At 67.1% G+C, this 17,631-nt stretch carries 19 protein-coding genes; 9 read left to right on the top strand and 10 right to left on the bottom strand.

Annotation, left to right across the window (positions count from 1 at the left end):
- Positions 1-83 precede the first annotated feature (83 nt).
- The 5 genes from J7355_RS10995 to J7355_RS11015 all read left to right on the top strand — a co-directional run bounded on the left by J7355_RS10995 (position 84) and on the right by J7355_RS11015 (position 4,431).
- A complete protein-coding gene (locus J7355_RS10995) occupies positions 84-548 on the top strand; it encodes a thioesterase family protein (RefSeq protein ID WP_209062630.1) in 465 nt (154 codons plus the stop codon).
- Positions 545-1,051, top strand: a complete 507-nt coding sequence (locus tag J7355_RS11000) for an N-acetyltransferase (RefSeq protein ID WP_209062632.1) — start codon at positions 545-547, stop codon at positions 1,049-1,051. Before J7355_RS10995 ends, J7355_RS11000 begins: the two co-directional genes overlap by 4 nt.
- Positions 1,052-1,178: 127 nt before the next feature.
- A complete protein-coding gene (locus tag J7355_RS11005; protein ID WP_209062634.1) occupies positions 1,179-2,378 on the top strand; it encodes a GGDEF domain-containing protein in 1,200 nt (399 codons plus the stop codon).
- Between the two features lie 148 nt (positions 2,379-2,526).
- On the top strand, positions 2,527-3,786 hold the full coding sequence (locus tag J7355_RS11010; RefSeq protein WP_209062636.1) for a patatin-like phospholipase family protein: 1,260 nt from the start codon (positions 2,527-2,529) through the stop codon (positions 3,784-3,786).
- Between the two features lie 78 nt (positions 3,787-3,864).
- On the top strand, positions 3,865-4,431 hold the full coding sequence (locus tag J7355_RS11015; protein ID WP_209062638.1) for a lipocalin family protein: 567 nt from the start codon (positions 3,865-3,867) through the stop codon (positions 4,429-4,431).
- On the opposite strand, the gene J7355_RS11020 is transcribed toward J7355_RS11015, so the two are convergent.
- From J7355_RS11020 to J7355_RS11035, 4 genes are all read right to left on the bottom strand, one after another.
- Entirely contained in the window at positions 4,428-4,898 is a 471-nt protein-coding gene (locus tag J7355_RS11020) for a DUF4864 domain-containing protein (protein ID WP_209062641.1), read from the bottom strand. The two genes, J7355_RS11015 and J7355_RS11020, sit on opposite strands and share 4 nt — an antisense overlap.
- 116 nt (positions 4,899-5,014) lie before the next feature.
- On the bottom strand, positions 5,015-6,058 hold the full coding sequence (locus tag J7355_RS11025) for a DUF4105 domain-containing protein (RefSeq protein ID WP_209062643.1): 1,044 nt from the start codon (positions 6,056-6,058) through the stop codon (positions 5,015-5,017).
- A 21-nt stretch (positions 6,059-6,079) separates the two neighbouring features.
- Complete coding sequence (locus J7355_RS11030; protein ID WP_209062645.1) at positions 6,080-7,693, bottom strand: glucan biosynthesis protein D; 1,614 nt, start codon at positions 7,691-7,693, stop codon at positions 6,080-6,082.
- A 243-nt stretch (positions 7,694-7,936) separates the two neighbouring features.
- Positions 7,937-8,428 (bottom strand): acyl-CoA thioesterase, encoded by a 492-nt coding sequence (locus J7355_RS11035; RefSeq protein ID WP_209062647.1) that lies wholly within the window; start codon positions 8,426-8,428, stop codon positions 7,937-7,939.
- Positions 8,429-8,530: 102 nt separating this feature from the next.
- Between J7355_RS11035 and J7355_RS11040 the strand changes: the two genes are divergently transcribed.
- Both J7355_RS11040 and J7355_RS11045 read left to right on the top strand, forming a co-directional pair.
- On the top strand, positions 8,531-9,109 hold the full coding sequence (locus tag J7355_RS11040) for a glutathione S-transferase family protein (RefSeq protein ID WP_209062649.1): 579 nt from the start codon (positions 8,531-8,533) through the stop codon (positions 9,107-9,109).
- Between the two features lie 72 nt (positions 9,110-9,181).
- Entirely contained in the window at positions 9,182-9,841 is a 660-nt protein-coding gene (locus J7355_RS11045) for a pyridoxamine 5'-phosphate oxidase family protein (RefSeq protein WP_209062651.1), read from the top strand.
- A gap of 12 nt (positions 9,842-9,853) precedes the next feature.
- Here the strand turns inward: J7355_RS11045 and J7355_RS11050 are convergent, their stop codons facing one another.
- From J7355_RS11050 to J7355_RS11060, 3 genes are all read right to left on the bottom strand, one after another.
- Positions 9,854-10,159 carry a DUF3301 domain-containing protein gene (locus J7355_RS11050; protein ID WP_209062653.1) on the bottom strand — a complete coding sequence of 102 codons (306 nt, stop codon included), beginning with the start codon at positions 10,157-10,159 and terminating at the stop codon, positions 9,854-9,856.
- Positions 10,160-10,183: 24 nt separating this feature from the next.
- Positions 10,184-11,515: an alpha-hydroxy-acid oxidizing protein gene (locus J7355_RS11055; RefSeq protein WP_209062655.1), complete on the bottom strand. Its 1,332-nt coding sequence runs from the start codon at positions 11,513-11,515 to the stop codon at positions 10,184-10,186.
- A gap of 126 nt (positions 11,516-11,641) precedes the next feature.
- Positions 11,642-12,481 carry an MBL fold metallo-hydrolase gene (locus tag J7355_RS11060; protein ID WP_209062657.1) on the bottom strand — a complete coding sequence of 280 codons (840 nt, stop codon included), beginning with the start codon at positions 12,479-12,481 and terminating at the stop codon, positions 11,642-11,644.
- An 81-nt stretch (positions 12,482-12,562) separates the two neighbouring features.
- Between J7355_RS11060 and J7355_RS11065 the strand changes: the two genes are divergently transcribed.
- Positions 12,563-14,347, top strand: coding sequence for a monovalent cation:proton antiporter-2 (CPA2) family protein (locus tag J7355_RS11065; protein ID WP_348523027.1), 1,785 nt, complete (start codon positions 12,563-12,565; stop codon positions 14,345-14,347).
- 51 nt (positions 14,348-14,398) lie between these two features.
- Here the strand turns inward: J7355_RS11065 and J7355_RS17730 are convergent, their stop codons facing one another.
- Both J7355_RS17730 and J7355_RS11070 read right to left on the bottom strand, forming a co-directional pair.
- On the bottom strand, positions 14,399-14,824 hold the full coding sequence (locus J7355_RS17730; protein WP_247739927.1) for a hypothetical protein: 426 nt from the start codon (positions 14,822-14,824) through the stop codon (positions 14,399-14,401).
- A 64-nt stretch (positions 14,825-14,888) separates the two neighbouring features.
- A complete protein-coding gene (locus J7355_RS11070) occupies positions 14,889-15,758 on the bottom strand; it encodes a phosphatase PAP2 family protein (RefSeq protein WP_209062659.1) in 870 nt (289 codons plus the stop codon).
- A 52-nt stretch (positions 15,759-15,810) separates the two neighbouring features.
- On the opposite strand from J7355_RS11070, the gene J7355_RS11075 reads away from it, so the two are divergent.
- Positions 15,811-16,608 (top strand): DUF1206 domain-containing protein, encoded by a 798-nt coding sequence (locus J7355_RS11075; protein ID WP_209062661.1) that lies wholly within the window; start codon positions 15,811-15,813, stop codon positions 16,606-16,608.
- Here the strand turns inward: J7355_RS11075 and queA are convergent.
- Positions 16,598-17,626, bottom strand: a complete 1,029-nt coding sequence (gene queA / locus J7355_RS11080) for a tRNA preQ1(34) S-adenosylmethionine ribosyltransferase-isomerase QueA (protein WP_209062663.1) — start codon at positions 17,624-17,626, stop codon at positions 16,598-16,600. The two genes, J7355_RS11075 and queA, sit on opposite strands and share 11 nt — an antisense overlap.
- Positions 17,627-17,631: the final 5 nt, after the last annotated feature.

The raw sequence follows: 17,631 nt of genomic DNA on the forward strand, positions 1-17,631 counted from the left end.
CCCGGCCAGAACGACGCAACCTTTCATGCCTTCGGCGCCGCATCCCGCCCGTTCGGATACGACGCCCCATGCCGGACCATGCCATGAGTATCGACGCCTTTCGTTACCGGTTTCGCGTGCGCTACAACGAATGCGATGCCCAGCAGGTCGTGTTCAACGCCCGCTACGCGGACTATGTCGATCTTGCGATGACCGAGTTCATGCGTGCGCTCGGGCGCGACTATCGCCAGCTGCTGGCGCGCGGGCTGGATAATCAGGTGGTCAAGCTGAGCCTCGAATGGCAGGCGCCGGCCCATTTCGATGACGTGCTCGACGTGCGCGTTCGGGTACTGCATGTCGGGCGCACCTCGTTTGCGCTGGAATACGACATCCTGCGCGCCGACGACGACACGCCGCTGTGTCGGGCCGAGGCGATCTATGTGCTCATGACCACGGAACCGTTCGCCAAGACCCCCATCCCCGACGATCTCCGGGCGCTGTTCGAACAGGGCGCGCCCGGCTGCCTGATCGACCACAGTGGCGGTGCCGCGCAAAGCGAGACGACATGACCGCCATTCGACGCTTCAAGGACGACGACTGGCCCGCCCTCTGGGCGCTGATGGCGCCGGTGTTCCGCGCCGGCGAGACATACAGTTATCCCCCCGACATCACCGAGGCCCAGGCCCGCGCGGTCTGGGTCGAGCAGCCGGTGGCGACGTTCGTGGCCGTCGATGCAGAGGCCGGCACCCTGCTGGGCAGCTATTTCCTCAAGGCGAACCAGCCGGGACTCGGCAACCATGTCTGCAACTGTGGGTATATCGTCGATGCGAAGGCGCGCGGGCGCGGTGTGGCCTCCGCGCTGTGCGAACACTCGCAGCGCGAGGCCGTGAGTTACGGTTTTCGGGCCATGCAGTACAACCTCGTCGTCGAGACCAATACCGCCGCCTTGCGGCTTTGGCAGCGGCTGGGTTTCGACGTAGTCGGTCGTCTGCCGGGTGCGTTTCGCCACCCCGTCGAAGGGGAAGTGGATGCATTCGTGATGTACAAGCGGCTCGACGGCGCTGGCGCCTGATCGGGGCGGTCGGGCCGGCCGGTGCATGGCTGCACCGCGCAGTAGTCGCGCTTTGTCGCGCGGCGGGTAAAATGCAGACGTAGGGTCGGGGGCCCGACGGGTCGCGACAAGCGACGGGGATGGCGTCATGGCAATGCACGAATCGAGCGTTTCGTCTCGCCTGCGTGCGCACTATCGTGCCTTGTTCGTGTGGGTGAACGCGGTCCACGCGCCGGACTATCTGGCCGCCAAGGCGGAGGATTTTCGCGTGTTCACGCGCGTTGCACTGCTGATCACCGCGGTGTTTCTGGTTTTTATCATCATCTGGGACTACGCCATCGACCCGGTGAATGCCGGGCGCGCGGTGTGGCTGCGTTTAACCGAGTGTGCCGCGGTGCTGGTCTGGTGTGTCGCCAGCTGGAAGCACCTGCATTCGCCCATGTCGCGCGCGGCCGCGCTGCTGACGCCGCTGGCCGTGTCGGCCACGTTCATCGCGATTCTGGGCCTGCTCGACAACGGCCCGGCCTATGGCGTGGGCGGCTTTCTGTACTTCTTCATCTTCGTGCCGTTTCTCGTGGCCGGCCAGCCGTTCAGCTTCGCGGTGCTGGTACTGACCGTGATCTCGATCTTCCCCATGGCCGTCGCGCCTCTCGGGCTGTCGGCCGGGCTGAACTGGGCGGTCTACAACGCCTATGTCTGGATTGGCTTCGCGCCGATCGTGGCCATTCTGGTGCTTTGCGAATATCTCTACTGGCGCGTATTCGTCTATCGAGGGCAGGTCGAGACGCTGGCCGTCACCGATGGGCTGACCGGCCTTGCCAATCGGCGTTACTTCATCGTCGAGGGCGCGCGCATCCTGGAAGGCCATAAGCGTGGCAATCGCCAGGCCAGTCTGCTGTTCATCGATATCGATCGGTTCAAGCGCATCAACGATACCTATGGCCACGCGGTAGGCGACGCCGCCCTGCGTCATGTGGTGGAAACGCTGGAGCCGTTCATGCGCAAGAGCGATCTCATGGCGCGCTATGGTGGCGAGGAGTTCGTCGTGCTGTTGCCGGATACGACCGATAACGCGGCCTTCAGCATGGCGGATCGAATGCGCGTGGCCCTGCGCGAGCGCCCCTTCAACGGCGTGCGTGCGGACGACAGCCAGCCGCTGGTGCTCACCATCAGCGTCGGCGTCGCCAGTTATCGCCCCGAGGCGGGCACGCCGGCGGATATCGACCTGCTGATACATGCAGCCGATCACGCGCTATACCGGGCCAAGAACGACGGCCGCGACCGGGTCGCGCGCACGGGCACCCAGGGTTATCCCCAGCCGCTCGAGTCCGGCCGCCCGCACGCCTGACGCGTATCGCGTCGATTGCGGCTGGCACCCTCCTTGCTTGATCGCCGGGGCAGTACGTCACAGGCGGCGCCCGCGCCGCAGGAACAGCCATGGCCTTCGCCTTCGTTCGTGATTACGCACCGCTGCGTCGGGTCGCCGGGCGGCGGCGATGAGCGCGCGCGTTGTGCGCCACCCGGCCGCGCCGTCCGATCTCAACGCCCTGGCATTGACTGCCGGCGGCGCGCGCGGCGCCTATCAGGCCGGCGTGCTCAAGCGGATCGGGGAGGTACCCGGCCTGCGTGACCGGCCGGCGCCATTCGACATCATCGCCGGTGCATCGGCCGGGGCGATCAACGGCGCGGCCCTCGCCGCCCGGGGCGAGCGCTTTCACGAGGCCACGGAAGCACTGGCCGGGCTGTGGGCCAACCTCACCGCATCCCAGGTCTATCGCACCGACCTGCGTGCCCTGGCACGCAATGCAAGCCGCCTGTTGCGCGACGCGGCCTTGGGGCCGCTGCTGGGCGCCGGCCGTGTTCAGGCGTTGCTCGACGCCGCGCCGCTGCGCGCTCTGCTGGCGCGCGAGCTGCCGCTCTTGGGTATTCGGCGCGCGATCGAACAGCGGCGGCTGTATGCGCTGGCGATCACGGCGACCGGCTATCACTCCGGCAAGTCCTATACCTTCATTCAGGGGCGCCCGCGTCATCCGCTGTGGCGCAAGAGCCGGCGTATTGCCCTGCCGGCGAGCATCAGCGTGGATCATGTCTGTGCATCCGCGTCCATTCCGCTGGTGTTTCCACCGGTCGCGCTGAATACCGGCGGTTCCATGGCCTGGTTCGGCGACGGCGCGATGCGCCTGACCAACCCGCTGAGCCCGGCTATCCGGCTCGGCGCAGAACGCGTGCTGGCCATCGGTATCCGTTGCCGCGAGAGCGAGCAGGCGCTCACCGAGACCGAGCTGGCCAGCCATGTGGAAGCCGCCGACCCGGATCGCGCCCGCCCCGGCCCGCTGCTGCCGCGACCACCGCTGTCGCAGATCTGCGGCGTGTTTCTGAACGCGATCTTTCTCGACCATCTCGACGCCGATATCGATCATCTGATGCGCATGAACGAGCTGGTGCAGGCCTACACCGGCGACGGTTCGCCGCCGGCCGATGTCCGGCACGACATCAGCGAGCCCATGCGCCTGATCGAGCCGCTGGTGATCACGCCGTCGCAGGATTTCGCCGAGATCGCCAGCGCTCAGGTTCGGCGCATGCCGGCGTCCGTGCGCTTCATGCTCGACGTGCTCGGCACGCCCGACCCGAAAAGCGCCGACCTCACCAGCTATCTGCTGTTCGATCCGGGGTATACCCGTGCGCTCATCGATATCGGCTATCGGGACGCGGGCGATCGCATCGACGAGATCGAAGCCTTCCTGCGGCGAGGGTGAGCGCACGGGTCGACACGATCGGCGTGGCCGGTACCGGCGGTTACAATCGTGCTCCCCCTGTTCATGTGGATCCTATCGATGTTCGTGCGCCCTGTTCGCGTCGCCCCCGCTCTCGCACTGCTGTGCGTACTTGCCGGCTGTGCCGGCCTGCCCGAAAACACGCGTGCGGTGCACGATTTCTCCGTGCAGCGCTATCTGGGCCGCTGGTATGAAATCGCGCGGCTCGATCATGGTTTCGAGCAGGGTCTGGACTGTGTCACGGTGACCTATTCACGGCGCGCGGATGGCGGTCTGCGGGTGGTCAATCGCGGTGTGGACCTGGCCGCGGGCGAGGTGAGCGAGGCCGTGGGCCAGGCCTATTTCACCGGCGATAAGGCGGTGGCGCGCCTGAAGGTAAGTTTCTTCGGTCCGTTCTACGGCGGCTACAACGTGCTCGCGATCGATGAGGACTACCGGGTCGCGCTGGTCGCCGGCAATGACCGTGACTATCTGTGGCTGCTGGCCCGCACGCCGACCCTCGACCCGGCCCAGCGGGCCCGGTTCGTCGGCCGTGCCCAGGCACTGGGTTTTCCGGTCGAGGCACTGATCGCGGTCGATCAGGGCGAAGCCTGTACCGACTATCGCGAAGCCGCCGCTACGGGCTAGATGCTGTAGAGCGGCGCGTCGTGGGCGGGCTCCAGGGGATAGACGCCGTCGGTCATCCAGCAGTCTTCGCAGTCGCCACCGGCCTGTCGGCTGAGAAAGAACACATACGCGCTCTGGCGGCCGTCGAGCTGCTCGAGCTCCGCCAGAACGCGTGCCTGGCCGCCGTCGCGTTTCTGCAGGCGCACGCGGGCGCGGGTCTGGGTGAACATGTCGGCATAGCCGCGTTCGAGCACGGCGGCGAAATCGGCCGCGCTGCCGATGGTGCGCCGGTTGGTCGGCGAGGCGAAGCGAAAGGCGCGGCGTGCGCCGCGGGCACGGTCGTCATCGCGCAGAGCCACAAGCTGGGCGCGCACGACATCGGTCGGCGACAGCGCCGGCGACGGCTCGAGTGTCTCGGCGAGCGCGATCCCGCAGGCGCCGTAGAGCAGCAGGACAAAACAGGCGGCGGCAGACCAGCGTGTCGACATGGCGGGCTCCGAAGGCGATAACGCGCACGGCTTCATCATTGCGCGCCATGCGCGTGTTTGGCCAGCCCGAGCCGGCAGCAGCCGCGTCGCGGCGATGTCGTTAGCGTTAACAGGCCCTAGTCGGCGGTGTGGGCCGGCAGCGTCGGCACGCCCTCGCGAATGGCGGCCGAGAACGCCGGGCTGGCCTGGCCGGCGACATCGGAAGCGATCGCGCGGTCGTTGATATGGCCGCGCCGTTTGAGCTCGGCCAGGGGGCGACGCGTGTCGAGGGCGCCGAGGTCGTAGATGTAATCCGGCAGATAGCCCGACAGCAGCAGGCGATGATCCCAGGGCAGCCCGGGCACGATGCGCTTGACCATGTCGTAGACGATCGTCGTGCAGTTCGACAGCAGCGTGTTGTAGAAGCGCGGCTCGTGCCGCAGTTGCCGGGCTTCGTCCACATAGGCGGCGAACAGCGAGCGCAGTTCGGCCGGCGGCATGGCCACCGGGTAGATATACACCTGCTCGCCGCGCACGTTGCTGCGGGTACGCACGATGTCGCGTTCGTCCGCAGCCACGAGCACCAGCTCGGATTGACGAAAGAAGCCGCCCAGCGCCGAGAATTCCTGGCCGCGCGTGCGCCGGACCTCGACCGAGAACACCAGGTGACGCCCGTCCTCGAAACCGAAGCTGACCAGCGTGTGGGCAATGGCCGGGCCCATCCAGTAGGACACGATGAGATCGGCGGAACGCAGCGTGGACAGATCGTAGCGGCGCGTTTCCCAGTGGGCGTCGAAATCGCCGCGGCTGCGCCAGTCGAAGTTGCGCACGTTGTGCAGGGTGACGGTATCGCCGTCGATACGGGCATCCAGCAGGCGCGCCACGTCGGGCGCCCAGTCGCGATCATGGCGGGGCTGAATGCCGTGCCACCAGCCGGCGAACGCCGGGATCGCGAGCGCGAACACGCCCGGCCCCAGCCAGAACACGTCCGGGGCGCGCGGCAGGATGAAGGCGGCGATGCTGGCGAGCGCCGCCAGCAGCCACAGCGCGATGAGCAGGCTACGGACAAAGCCGTTGTCGGGCCCGCGAAAATGCAGCGCCAACGCGCCCCAGCCCCCGCCCGCGAGGGTCAGCAGGATCAGCGGCAGCCGCCAGGCCAGAGCCAGCAGCGTGCCGCTCAAGCCGGCCCTCGCCGTGCGCGGCTAGTAATAGCGTTCCTCGGACTTGGGCGGCACCCACTGGTAGAGCCAGGTTTCGGTCAGCGGCCGATCGCCGGCGCGCAGGAACAGCCGGATCGAGACCGCCTCGTCGGAATCACTTTCGGGCACCCAGTCGAAGATCGCCCGGTAGCCCTGAATCGGCTCGAAGCGGCGGGCCTGGACCATGCCCAGCTTGCCGCGCGAGACGTCGACCTGGACCTCGACCTGGGTGTCTTCCGGCAGGTCGTCCAGCGGGTCGCCGACGAAATCGACCGCGAAGCGGCGGGCATACTCCTCGGGTGAGCGATCCCCGGGAATCCAGCCTTCCGGTACGTTGCCCATGCCCGACCAGGTTTTTTCCACCTGGGCGAGCGTCGGCCCGACCGGCGGCAGCGGCAACCAGTGCAGCTTGTAGCTGAAATGCAGGTGATCGTGGGCCTTGACCGGCTCTTCCGGGATCCAGAACGAGACGATGTTGTCCACCGTCTCGCCCACGGTCGGCAGTTCCACCAGCGCGATCTCGCCGGCGCCCCAGTCGCTGGTCGGTTCCACCCACAGGCTCGGGCGGCGGTTGTACCAGGCGACGTCGTCGCGGTAGTTGTCGAAATCGTGGTCGTGCTGCACGAGCCCGAAACCGCGCGGGTTCTCGTCGGGGAAGGCGTTGTATTGCAGCGTCTTGGGGTTGAACAGCGGGCGGCAGACCCATTCGCCGTTGCCGCGCCACATCTCCAGCCGATCCGAGTCGTGGACCTGCGGATGGATGGTGTCGCGGGCCTGCTGCTGGCTCGTGCCCTTGAGAAACATGCTGGTCATCGGCGCGATGCCCAGGCGCTCGATGTCCTTGCGGGTGAAGATCACCATGTCGACATCCATGACCGTGCCTTTCTTCTGCACGTCGATATCGAAACGGTAGGCGCCGGTCACGCTCGGTGAGTCGAGCAGCGCGTAGACCGTGACCCGGCGGTTGTCGTTGTCGGGCTGTACGAACCAGAACTCGGTGAAGTCCGGGAATTCTTCGGTATCGTCGGTGGCGGTATCCACCGCCAGGCCGCGCGCCGAGATGCCGTACTGCTTGTTCTCGTCGATGAAGCGGAAATAGCTGGCGCCCAGAAACGCCCCGGCCTCGTCGATGACTTCGGAATGCGGATTGCGTGCGAGCACGAAGCCGGCAAAGCCGAGATCCTTGCCTTGCAGCTGGCCGGTATCGACGCCCGAGTTGTCGTAGTCGAACAGCTCGGGGCGGAAATGGATTTCGCGCGCCGTATTCGTCTTCGGGTCGACGGAATGCATGCGTACCGGCACGTCGAACTGCATGCCGACATGGAAGAAGTTGATGCGCAGGTCGAACTCGGAATGGCCGTGCCAGAGGGCCTTTTTCCGGTCGTAGCGGATCTTCTGATAGTCGAGCGGCTGCAGGTTCGCCAGCGTATCGGGCAGGTTTTCAACGTGCGACTTGTATGGCTTGTCGGCCAGCGCCTTGGCGCGCTGCTTGAGCCAGGCGTAGTCGAAGTGTTCGCCGGGAGAGTCCTCGCCCAGCGTGCGGGCGAGAAGCGGAAAGGCCGGCAGGCCCAGGGAAGTCAGGGCCAGGGAGGCCTTCAGCAGATTGCGTCGATTCATGGCTCGCTCTTCATAAACTCGAAAGACAAGACAGGCGGCATGGAAGAGGGTTCCCCCCCGCGCGCAACGGCCCGGCCCCTGTTCGTGTTTGCCTTTCGCCGCGCCTCGCAGCCCCCGCTGGCGAAACCGGATCCGCACACGCGGATTCGAGGGTTACAGATTACAGCATGCCGGCGCTTGTCGAACCATGGCGACGCGGCCGGGGCCTTGGTGCGCCATGGCTTCGCGTCTGCGGCATGGCGGTCAGACATCCATCTCGGTCAGAAAGGCCTGGGCTTCGCTCTGCATTTGTTCACGCAGTTCGATCATGCGTTTCGCATAGGCGTTGAGTCGCTTCGAGTGGTCGGAGTCGGGCACGAAGTCGGGAATGCGCTGCGGTTTGCCCTGGTCGTCCAGGGCCACGAACACGAGGATGCAGTGGGTCGTGAAGCGTCGCTGCGGGTCGCGCGGGTTACGGGCGTGCACGCTCACCGAGATATGCATGCTCGTGCGTCCCGTGTGCATGAGTTCGGCCTTGAGTTCGACCAGATCGCCCACGCTGATCGGCTTGAGAAACCGGATGCCGCCGACGTATACCGTTACGCAATACGCCGAGCTCCAGTTTGCCGCGCAGGTGTGGCCGGCATGATCGATCCACTTCATCACGTTGCCACCGTGCACGTTGCCGCCGAAATTCACGTCCGAGGGTTCGGCGAGAAAGCGCAGGGTGATGTCGGCTTCGGGGTTCGAGTTCATCGCGGCCTGTCCGGCTGAGGTTCACGGCACAAAAGTCTAGCTGTGAGCGGCCGTCGGGCGCACGTAGAATCGCGGTGATCATTTCATTTGCCGAGACGCGACATGAAACTGCTGGGTTCAGGCACCTCTCCCTACGTACGGCGCACGCGCCTGCTCCTGGGGGATGCCGACTACGAGTTCGCCAGCCTCGATATCTACGGCGCTGACCGCGACGAACTGCGCAAGCACAATCCGGCGCTCAAGATCCCGATGCTCATCGACGACGATGGCCAGTCGATCTACGACTCGCGCGTGATCGCCCGCTATCTCACCGCGAAGCTGGGCCTCGAGCGCCCGGACTGGGCGCAGGAGAATCAGCTCACCCTGATCGACGCCGCCAACGATTCGATGGTCACCATCGCCCTGTCCAAGCGTTCCGGGCTGGATACGAGTCGCGACATCAACTTCTACGCCTTGCAGCACGAGCGTATCGCGCGTTCCATCGACGCCCTGTCGGCCATGGCCGCCGACGGCGCGTTCGATGCCTGGCATTACCCCAGCATGTGCCTGTTCTGTCTCGTCGACTGGGCCGAGATGCGCGAGCTGTTCGATTTCTCGGGCCACGAGCCGCTGCGCGACCTGAAGGCGCGCTTCGCAGATCAGCCGATGGTCGCCGCGACCGATCCGCGCAAGGCGTTGTAGCGCGTATTTGACCCGCGCCCGGGGTCGGCCCAGTCTCGACGAATCGCCCGAGGGCGACGTTGGAGACACCGCATGAGTCGACTCTACCGCGCACCGCATCGCGCGCTTCAGGATCGTTTCCGGACCCGCGCGCTGGCCGATCGCATCGAGACCGTGGCCGCGGCCACGGTCATCGAGGATGAAAGCCGCGCCTTTATCGAAAGCCGCGATCTGTTCTTTCTGTCCACGATCGACCCGGACGGTCGGCCGACGGTCTCCCACAAGGGCGGGGCGCCGGGTTTCGTACGCGTACTCGACGATCGCACGCTGGCGTTTCCCAACTACGACGGCAACGGCATGTATCTGTCGATGGGCAACGCGCGGTTGAATCCGCAGGTCGGGCTGCTGTTCATCGATTTCGAGCGTCCGCATCGGCTGCGCGTGCAGGGCCGGGCCAGCGTCAGCGCCGACGACCCGCTCATCCACGAATGGCCCGGCGCCGACCTGCTGGTGCGGGTCGCGGTCGAGGACCTGTGGCAGAACTGCCCGCGCTATATCCATCGCTACCGGCGTGTCGCGGCCTCGCCCTATGTGCCGGTCGCCGGTGCCGAGGCGCCCCTGGCCGGCTGGAAGCGTATCGACGGCATGCAGGACGTGCTGTCGGATGCCGACCAGCGTCGTGCCGAGGACGAAGGCGTGATCAGCGAACAGGCGTGGACTGACCAGATCCGGCGCGGCGATCCGCGTGCCTGAGTCGCCGGGCGCTTACGACATATCGGGCCCGAACGGGTGCGGGTCCATTTCCACGTGCTCGACCCGCTGGCCGCGCATGTCGACCCAGCCGGTATAGCGGCGATCGCCGCGGCGGTAGAACTCGAAGCGATAGCGCCGCTTGAGCGTACCGCGGGCGAACGACAGGCGCTGGAAGGCCAGTTCGTCGATGAACGTCACCTCGGCGTCTTCGCAGGCCCTGAGCGCCGCCCGCCGTGCGGCCCAGCGCGCGCCCAGCGACTGCCACCAGAACAGCCCCAGAATCGACAGCCCGATCAGCCAGGGAAAGAAATCGAACATCGCTTGCCGTGCCGAGACCCGGCCTCAGCCGGCGATGGTCTCGTCGCGCACCAGGCGCGTCTCGCCGGCCCGGATCGCCGCGATATCGGCACAGCCGGCCAGGGCCATGGTCAGCTCGAAATCGGCGGCGAGATTGTCCAGCACTTCGCCGACGCCCGTTTCGCCGGCCAGTGCCAGCCCGTAGGCATAGGGCCGGCCCAGCCCCACCGCCGTCGCGCCCAGCGCCAGCGCCTTGAACACATCGGCGCCGCCGCGGATGCCGGAGTCCAGAATCACCGGCAGATCGGGGGCGGCGGCCTTGATCTCGGGCAAGGCATCGAGACTGGCGCGCGCGCCGTCGACCTGGCGCCCGCCGTGGTTGGACACGATCAGCCCGTCCACGCCGTGTTCCACCGCCAGCTTCGCGTCGGCGCCGTCGAGCACGCCCTTGAGCACGATCGGCAGGCGCGTGCGTTCGCGCAGCCAGGCCAGATCGGCCCAGGTGATGTTCGGCCGCGAATAGGTGGCGATGAACTGACGCACCGCCGCCAGCGCCTCGCCGCTGGTCAACGCGCGTAGGCTCGAACCGGGATAATGCCGGGCGGCGGCAAGCACGTTGCGTAGCGTGCGTGTGGTGATCTTCGGGCGCGGACCGCTATCCTCGGTGCCGGCGAGACTTTCGCGAAAAACCGGATCCGAGGTGTACTGGGCGATGCCCTGGCCGAGCAGAAACGGCAGGTGCGCCATGTCCAGATCGCGCGAACGCCAGCCGAGCAGCGTGGTGTCGAGCGTGACCACTAGCGCTTCGCAGCCGCAGGCCTCGGCGCGCGATACCAGCGACTCGACGAGCGCATCGGATTTCGACCAGTACAGCTGGAACCAGCGGGGCGCGCCGGGCGTGACCGCGTCCATCGCGGCGGCACAGTCTTCCATGGGTCGGCTGGCTTGGTTCGAGAACAGCATCGGCACGCCGCGGGCGGCCGCCGCGCGGGCCACCGCCATGTCGGCCTCGCCGTGCGCCATCTCCAGCACGCCGATGGGGCACAGCACGAAGGGCTGGTTCAGACGCCGGCCGAACAGGTCGATGGCCGTGTCGCGACGGTCCACGTTGCGCAGCATGCGCGGCACGATCCGCCAGCGCTCGAAGGCGCGCCGGTTGGCGCTCATGGTCGACTCGCGGCCCGCGCCGCCGGCGATATAGGCGAACGCTTCCCGCGACATGCGCTGCTCGGCCGCGGCCTCGAGCGCGGCATAGTCGACGGGCACGGCCGGCTTCTGGCCGGACATGCCGCCCGTATAGATCGCCTGCTGGCGGGCCATGGTGCCGGCGCGCGGGCCCTGGCTGTCGCTTTCGTTCGAAAACGGCGTGTCGGTCACGGCGTGTCCCCCAAGATCGCGCAAATGTCTGACGGTCGGTATCGGGTCATGTCGTTCTTCTTGTTGGCGAAGTCTGTCGTTCGTGTTGAGCCGCCTTGATCGGGTCGGGACATGTCCACGCCGGCGTCAGCGATGGGCTTGGCCGCTCGCGCGGGCGAACTCGACCGGATCGTGGCTGCAGAAAACATTCACGTCGGCATGGCCGACCGCCAGTTCGCGCAGCCGCGCCTGGTTGCGGCGCCGGTCCGTGTTGTCCACGCCAACGGCGGCCTGAAACAGGCGCAGGCCGAAGGGGCAACAGGGCTTCGCGGCCATTTCGTCGCGATGGAAATAGGCATCGCCGGCGTGCAGCAGCCAGCCCTGATTGTGGCGTACCGCAACCGCGGCATGGCCCCGCGTATGGCCGGTGACCGGCACGAGCAGGATGTCCGGATCGTTGTCGATCACCGCGCGTACCGCGTCGAAGCCGTGCCAGGCCTCGCCCGTGGCGTCGTAAAGCTGCCAGTCATCGTGACCCTGCCACTGGGCCGGGCGATAGCGGTCGCGTTCCTTGACGTGGCGGCGCGCCTTGGCAGCGGCGTGTTCGGCGGCCAGCACGTGCACGCGCGCATTCGGGAAGTCGCCGATGCCCCCGGCATGATCGACGTCGAGATGGGTGAGCACGATATGGCGCACATCGTCAGGCGAGAAGCCGAGCGCTTCGATCTGGTGACGTGCCGTCTCCTCGGCCCGCAACGCGGGGCGCACGACATGGCTGAACATGGCGCCCAGGCGCGGGCAGCCCTGGGCCACGTCGGCGCTGCCGAGGCCGGTATCCACCAGCACCAGCCCGGCATCGGTCTCGATCAGCAGGCAGTGGCACACGAGCCCGGCGTAATCTTGCGCCTGGCCGCGGTGTTCGAGCGTAAAGCCGGCCAGCGGATGCATGCTGGCGCAGTTCAGATGATGAATTTTCGGGGCGGACATTGGGCCTCCTCGGCGCCGGGTACTCGGCTAGAATCATGCCTGACAAGTCCGATCACGGGCCATGTCGCAAGGGAGTGGAGTGTGGAGCCGTTACTCGAAGAAATCGCGATTTTCCTGGCCGCGGCGGTCATCGCCGTGCCGATTGCCCAGCGACTGGGGCTGGGCTCGGTGCTGGGCTATCTGTCCGCCGGCGTGATCATCGGCCCCTGGTGTCTGGGGCTGATCAGCGAAGTCGATGAAGTCCTGCACATCGCCGAGTTCGGCGTAGTGTTGCTGCTGTTCATCATCGGCCTGGAAATGCAGCCGAAACGCCTGTGGGCGCTGCGCAAGGCCATCATCGGCCTGGGCGGCATGCAGGTCGCGTTGTCGGCCGGCGCACTCGCGCTCGCGGCGTCGCTGTTTCTCGAGTTGCCGCTCGCGCCCGCTGTCGTGGCCGGTCTGGCGCTTGCACTGTCGTCGACGGCATTCGCGCTGCAGCTGCTGGCCGAGCGCGGCGAACTTACCGCCAAGCATGGCCGCGCGGCCTTTGCCATCCTGCTGTTTCAGGATCTCGCGGTGATTCCCATCCTTGCCTTGCTGCCGCTGCTGTCGTCGGGCAGCGAGTCGGTGAGCTTTCTCGGCGCGCTCTGGGAAACCAGCAAGATCGCGGCCGTGATGGCGGCCATGGTCGTCGGCGGCCATTACCTGCTGCGCCCGATCTTCCGGCTGGTCGCCGCGACCCGCATGCCCGAAATCTTCACCGCCATGACGCTGCTGATCGTGGTCGGCACCGCGGTGATCATGGAGGCCACCGGCGTCTCGGTCGCGCTCGGCGCGTTCGTTGCCGGCGTGCTGCTCGCCGATTCCGAATACCGGCACGAGCTCGAGGCCAATATCGAGCCGTTCAAGGATCTGCTGATCGGGCTGTTCTTTATCGCCGTGGGCATGTCGATCAATCTCGGTTTGATCGCGGCCCAGCCGTTGTTCCTGCTCGGACTCACCTTCGGCCTGATCGGCGTGAAGGCCGCCATCCTGTTCGTGCTCGGCCGCCGCCAGGGGCTGAGCTGGAGCGCATCGCGCGGTCTGGCGGCGTTTCTGCCGCAGGGCGGCGAGTTCGCCTTCGTGATCCTGTCGACCGCGGTCGCGGGTGGTCTGTTCGTGCAGGCCGAGGCCGATCTGCTGGTCGCAACCGTGACGCTGTCGATGGTCGTCACGCCGCTGTTCGTGAAGCTCGTCGCCTGGTACAACGCCTGGCGCACCCCGAAGAGCGAGCCGACCTTCGATACGCCCGACGGCTCGGAGCATCCGGTGGTCATCGCCGGCTTCGGCCGCGTGGGCCAGATCGTGGCCCGTCTGCTGCGGGCCAAGCACGTCGGCTTCACGGCACTCGAGATCAACGCCGACCAGGTCGATTTCGTACGCAAGTACGGCAACAAGGTCTACTACGGGGATGCCTCGCGGCTGGACCTGCTGCGTGCCGCCAGGGCCGAGGAGGCGCGTCTGTTCGTGCTCGCTATCGGCAATCGCGAGGCCTCGTTACGTACCGCACGCACGGTGCGCGAGCATTTTCCCCATCTCAAGATCATCGCCCGCGCGCGCAATCGCAAGCATGCCTACGAGCTGATGGATCTGGGCATCACTGTGCTCCAGCGCGAAACGTTTCTTTCCAGCCTGGAATTAGCTGGCGACGCGCTGAAGATGCTGGGCTTCAAGTCCGACGAGGTCGACCGCGCGAAGCGGCTGTTCCGCAGCCACGACGAAAAGCGGCTTTTCGAACACTACGAAGCCGCGGACGACGAGACCCGCTACGCCAAGCTGGTGATGGAAGCCGCCCAGGAACTCGAGGAACAGTTCGAGCGCGACGAAGCCGAACACGCCGGCCAGTGAAAGCGTCCCCGGTGCGCGATCGCGCAGCGGGGACGGCGGGCGGAGAAAACGCTAGAAGCGGTTGCCCGGCAGTGCGGTGCCGCCCTGGGCGCGCAGCGTGGCGGCCGTGACCAGGCCCCAGACCGCGTTGAATACCAGCACGAACAGCGGGGTCAGGGTGCCCACGGCAAGCCCGAGCACGCCCGCGTCGAGCTTGAACGGGAATACGACAAAGCACTGCACCAGCGACGGGCCGAGGCTGAGCAGCAGGCCGCGCGCGAACAGCGGCAGGCCGGCTGCGAGCGGGGTCAAAAAAATCCAGCCCCAGATGCCGCCCCAGATGATCGGCCCGTAAAGAAAGCTCGGCCCGATCGACGGCGCGATGCTCACGCCCAGCGCGGGGGTGATGCCGAGCAGGCCGAACAGCCAGATCGTGAGCGCGGTGGCCAGCCCGCCGAGCGCGCCGGCAGCAAAGCCGAGTGATAGTTTGGCAGTCATCGTCATCCCCTCGTGATGCTGAGTCGGTATTTTTCGTTACCGCCCGCAATCTACCACGAAGGGGTCATCGACCGGGCATGTCGGCCCGCTGGCGCAGGTACTCGGTAAGCGCAAAACCCGAGAGAAGCCAGAACCCGCCGACCAGCAGGCCGGCGGCGATATCGCTGGCGAAATGCACCGACAGGATCGCGCGGCTGGCCGCGATGGCGGCGATCAGCGCGCATCCCCAGTAGGCCAGCTCGAAGCGCCGGCGCACGCCCGGGATGTCGCGCGCGATCGCGTAGATGATGAAGCCGTAGACCGCGATCGCGCCGGTCGCGTGGCCGCTCGGAAACGACGGCGTGCTGGCGCTGGCAAAGGTGAGGAAGTCGGGCCGGTCGCGGGCGATGGCGTACTTGCCGATATAGGTCAGTGTCTGCGAGCCGATCACCGTGAGCAGCAGGCCCGGTATGTAGGCAAAGCGCCGGTGGGCCCACAGAAAGCCGGTGGCGACGATGGTGATCGCGATCAGCGTTTCGAGGTTCGCCAGCGACGTGATGCCGGCGATGAGCTTCAGAAACGTCGGCTCGCGCAGCACACCGAGCGCGTTGTTGACGTGCTGATCGAACTGCACGAGCTCTTCGCCTTCGAACAGATCCTCGAGCAGGCCCGCGCCGAGAAAGACGAGATAGACCGCCAGGCCGGCGATCAGCGTGAGCGGCAGCCCGGAGAAACGTTCCACGGTCAGCCGGGCGCCCATGAAGCGGGTGGTCGCGGGGGCGCGACGCTGCAGCCAGGCCAGCGCCTTGCGGCGGTGAGCCATGCCGGTGATGCCGCGGCCCACCCAGGGCCCGGAAAACGCCAGCGCCCGCCAGGCCCACCAGGACAGCACGTGGCCGACAACGAGAACACAGATCAGACCGAGCAGCAGTTGCCAGAACGGCAGGGGCGCCATAAGCGGGGCAAGGCAGTTTAAGCTTGCGGCGAGTATACCGAGAGAACCCGTCATGAGTTACACCCGCACGACGGTGCGCTGGGTCGCACGCGTGGGCTACGGCGCGCGCGGTCTGGTCTATCTGACCGTGGGCGCGCTGGCGATCAACGCCGCCATGGAATTCGAGGAAGCGCGCGACGTGCGCGGCGCCATGCAGGAGATCAGCACCCAGGCCGGCGGCCAGATCGCGCTGTTCGGGCTGGCCGCCGGCCTGCTCACCTACAGCCTCTGGCGCCTGGTGCAGACCACGCTGGATGTCGACGAGCACGGCTGGAAACCGGGCGGGCTCGCGGTGCGCATCGGGCTGCTGGTCAGCTCGGTGATGCACGCTTCGCTGGCCTACGGTTGCATGCAGATCGCCATGCGCCTGGCCGGCAACGGCGGCAAGCCGGTGCAGCGCGCGGTCGAGCGCACCCTCGACTGGCCGTTCGGGCCCTGGCTGGTGGTGGCCGGCGGTCTGATCGTCGGGGGCGCGGGCGTGGCCCATATCCACAAGGGCGCGACCGGCGGTTTCCGGCGCTGGTTCGAGGCGCCGGCCTGGGCGATGCGCTGGATCGATCCGATCAGCCGCTTCGGGCTTACCGCCCGCGGGCTGCTGTTCATGGGCATCGCGGCGTTCGTGATCTATGCGGCGCTCACCCTGGATGCCTCCGAGGCGCGCGGTATCGAGGGCGTGATGATCTGGGTGCAGGAGCGCGCCTATGGCCGGATCCTGCTCGGCATCCTCGGTCTGGGCGTGATGGCGTTCGGCCTGTACAGCGTTATCGAGGCCTTCGTGCGGCGCGTGGGCCTGGGCCGGGTCAGCCGATGAACATCGCGTCACCGTAGCTCAGAAAGCGATAGCCGCCGGTCTTGGCGTGCTCATAGGCGTTGAGCACGGCTTCGCGGCTGGCAAACGCCGAGACCAGCATGAGCAGGCTCGATTGCGGCTCGTGGAAGTTGGTGAGCATGGCATCGACCACGTGGAAAGGGTCGCCCGGCTTGATGAACAGGGCCGTCTCGCCCGCGAACGGTTGCAGACGGCCCTCGGCCTGCGGCTGGCGCGCCGCGCTTTCGAGGCTGCGCACCACCGTGGTGCCGACCGCGACCACGCGCCCGCCACGGGCACGGGCGGCCGCGACCTGGGCGCATAGCCGGTCGTCGACGTGCACCCGCTCGGCATGCAGGCGCTGATCGGCCAGGTCGCCTTCGCGCAGGCGCTGGTAGGTGCCGGAGCCCACGTGCAGGGTGACATAGCCGAAGTCCACGCCCTTGTCGGCGAGCGCGGCGAGCAGTGCGTCGTCGAAATGCAGGCCGGCGGTCGGGGCCGCGACTGCGCCGTCGTGGCGCGCCCAGACGGTCTGGTAGCGGGCCCGGTCGCCGGCGGTGTCTTCGCGCCGGATATACGGCGGCAGCGGCACGTGGCCGTGGGCTTCGATCATCGTCGCGATGCTGTCGCCCGCGACGTGCGCGAGGGTGTAGAGCTCGCCCTCGCGGGCCGCGACCTCGAGCGTGGTGTCGCCGATGACGATCCCGACGCCCGGTTTCGGCGGCTTGTTCGCCCGGATCTTGGCCGAGATGCGCTGCGAGTCGAGAATGCGCTCGAGCATGACCTCGACCGCGCCGCCGCTGTGCTTGTGGCCGAACAGGCGCGCGGCGAGCACGCGGGTATCGTTGAACACCAGCAGGTCGCCTTCGGCGAGCCGATCCGGCAGATCGGTGATCGCGCCGTCGATCAGGTGGCCATCGTCGCGGCCCAGCGTGAGCAGGCGCGAGGCGCTGCGCCGTGCCAGCGGCTGCTGGGCGATCGAGTCCGCCGGCAGATCGTAATCGAAGTCGTGCTTGTTCATTGCGT

The organism is Endozoicomonas sp. G2_2, assembly GCF_017744135.1.
Classification (GTDB): Bacteria; Pseudomonadota; Gammaproteobacteria; order Nevskiales; family Salinisphaeraceae; genus Salinisphaera.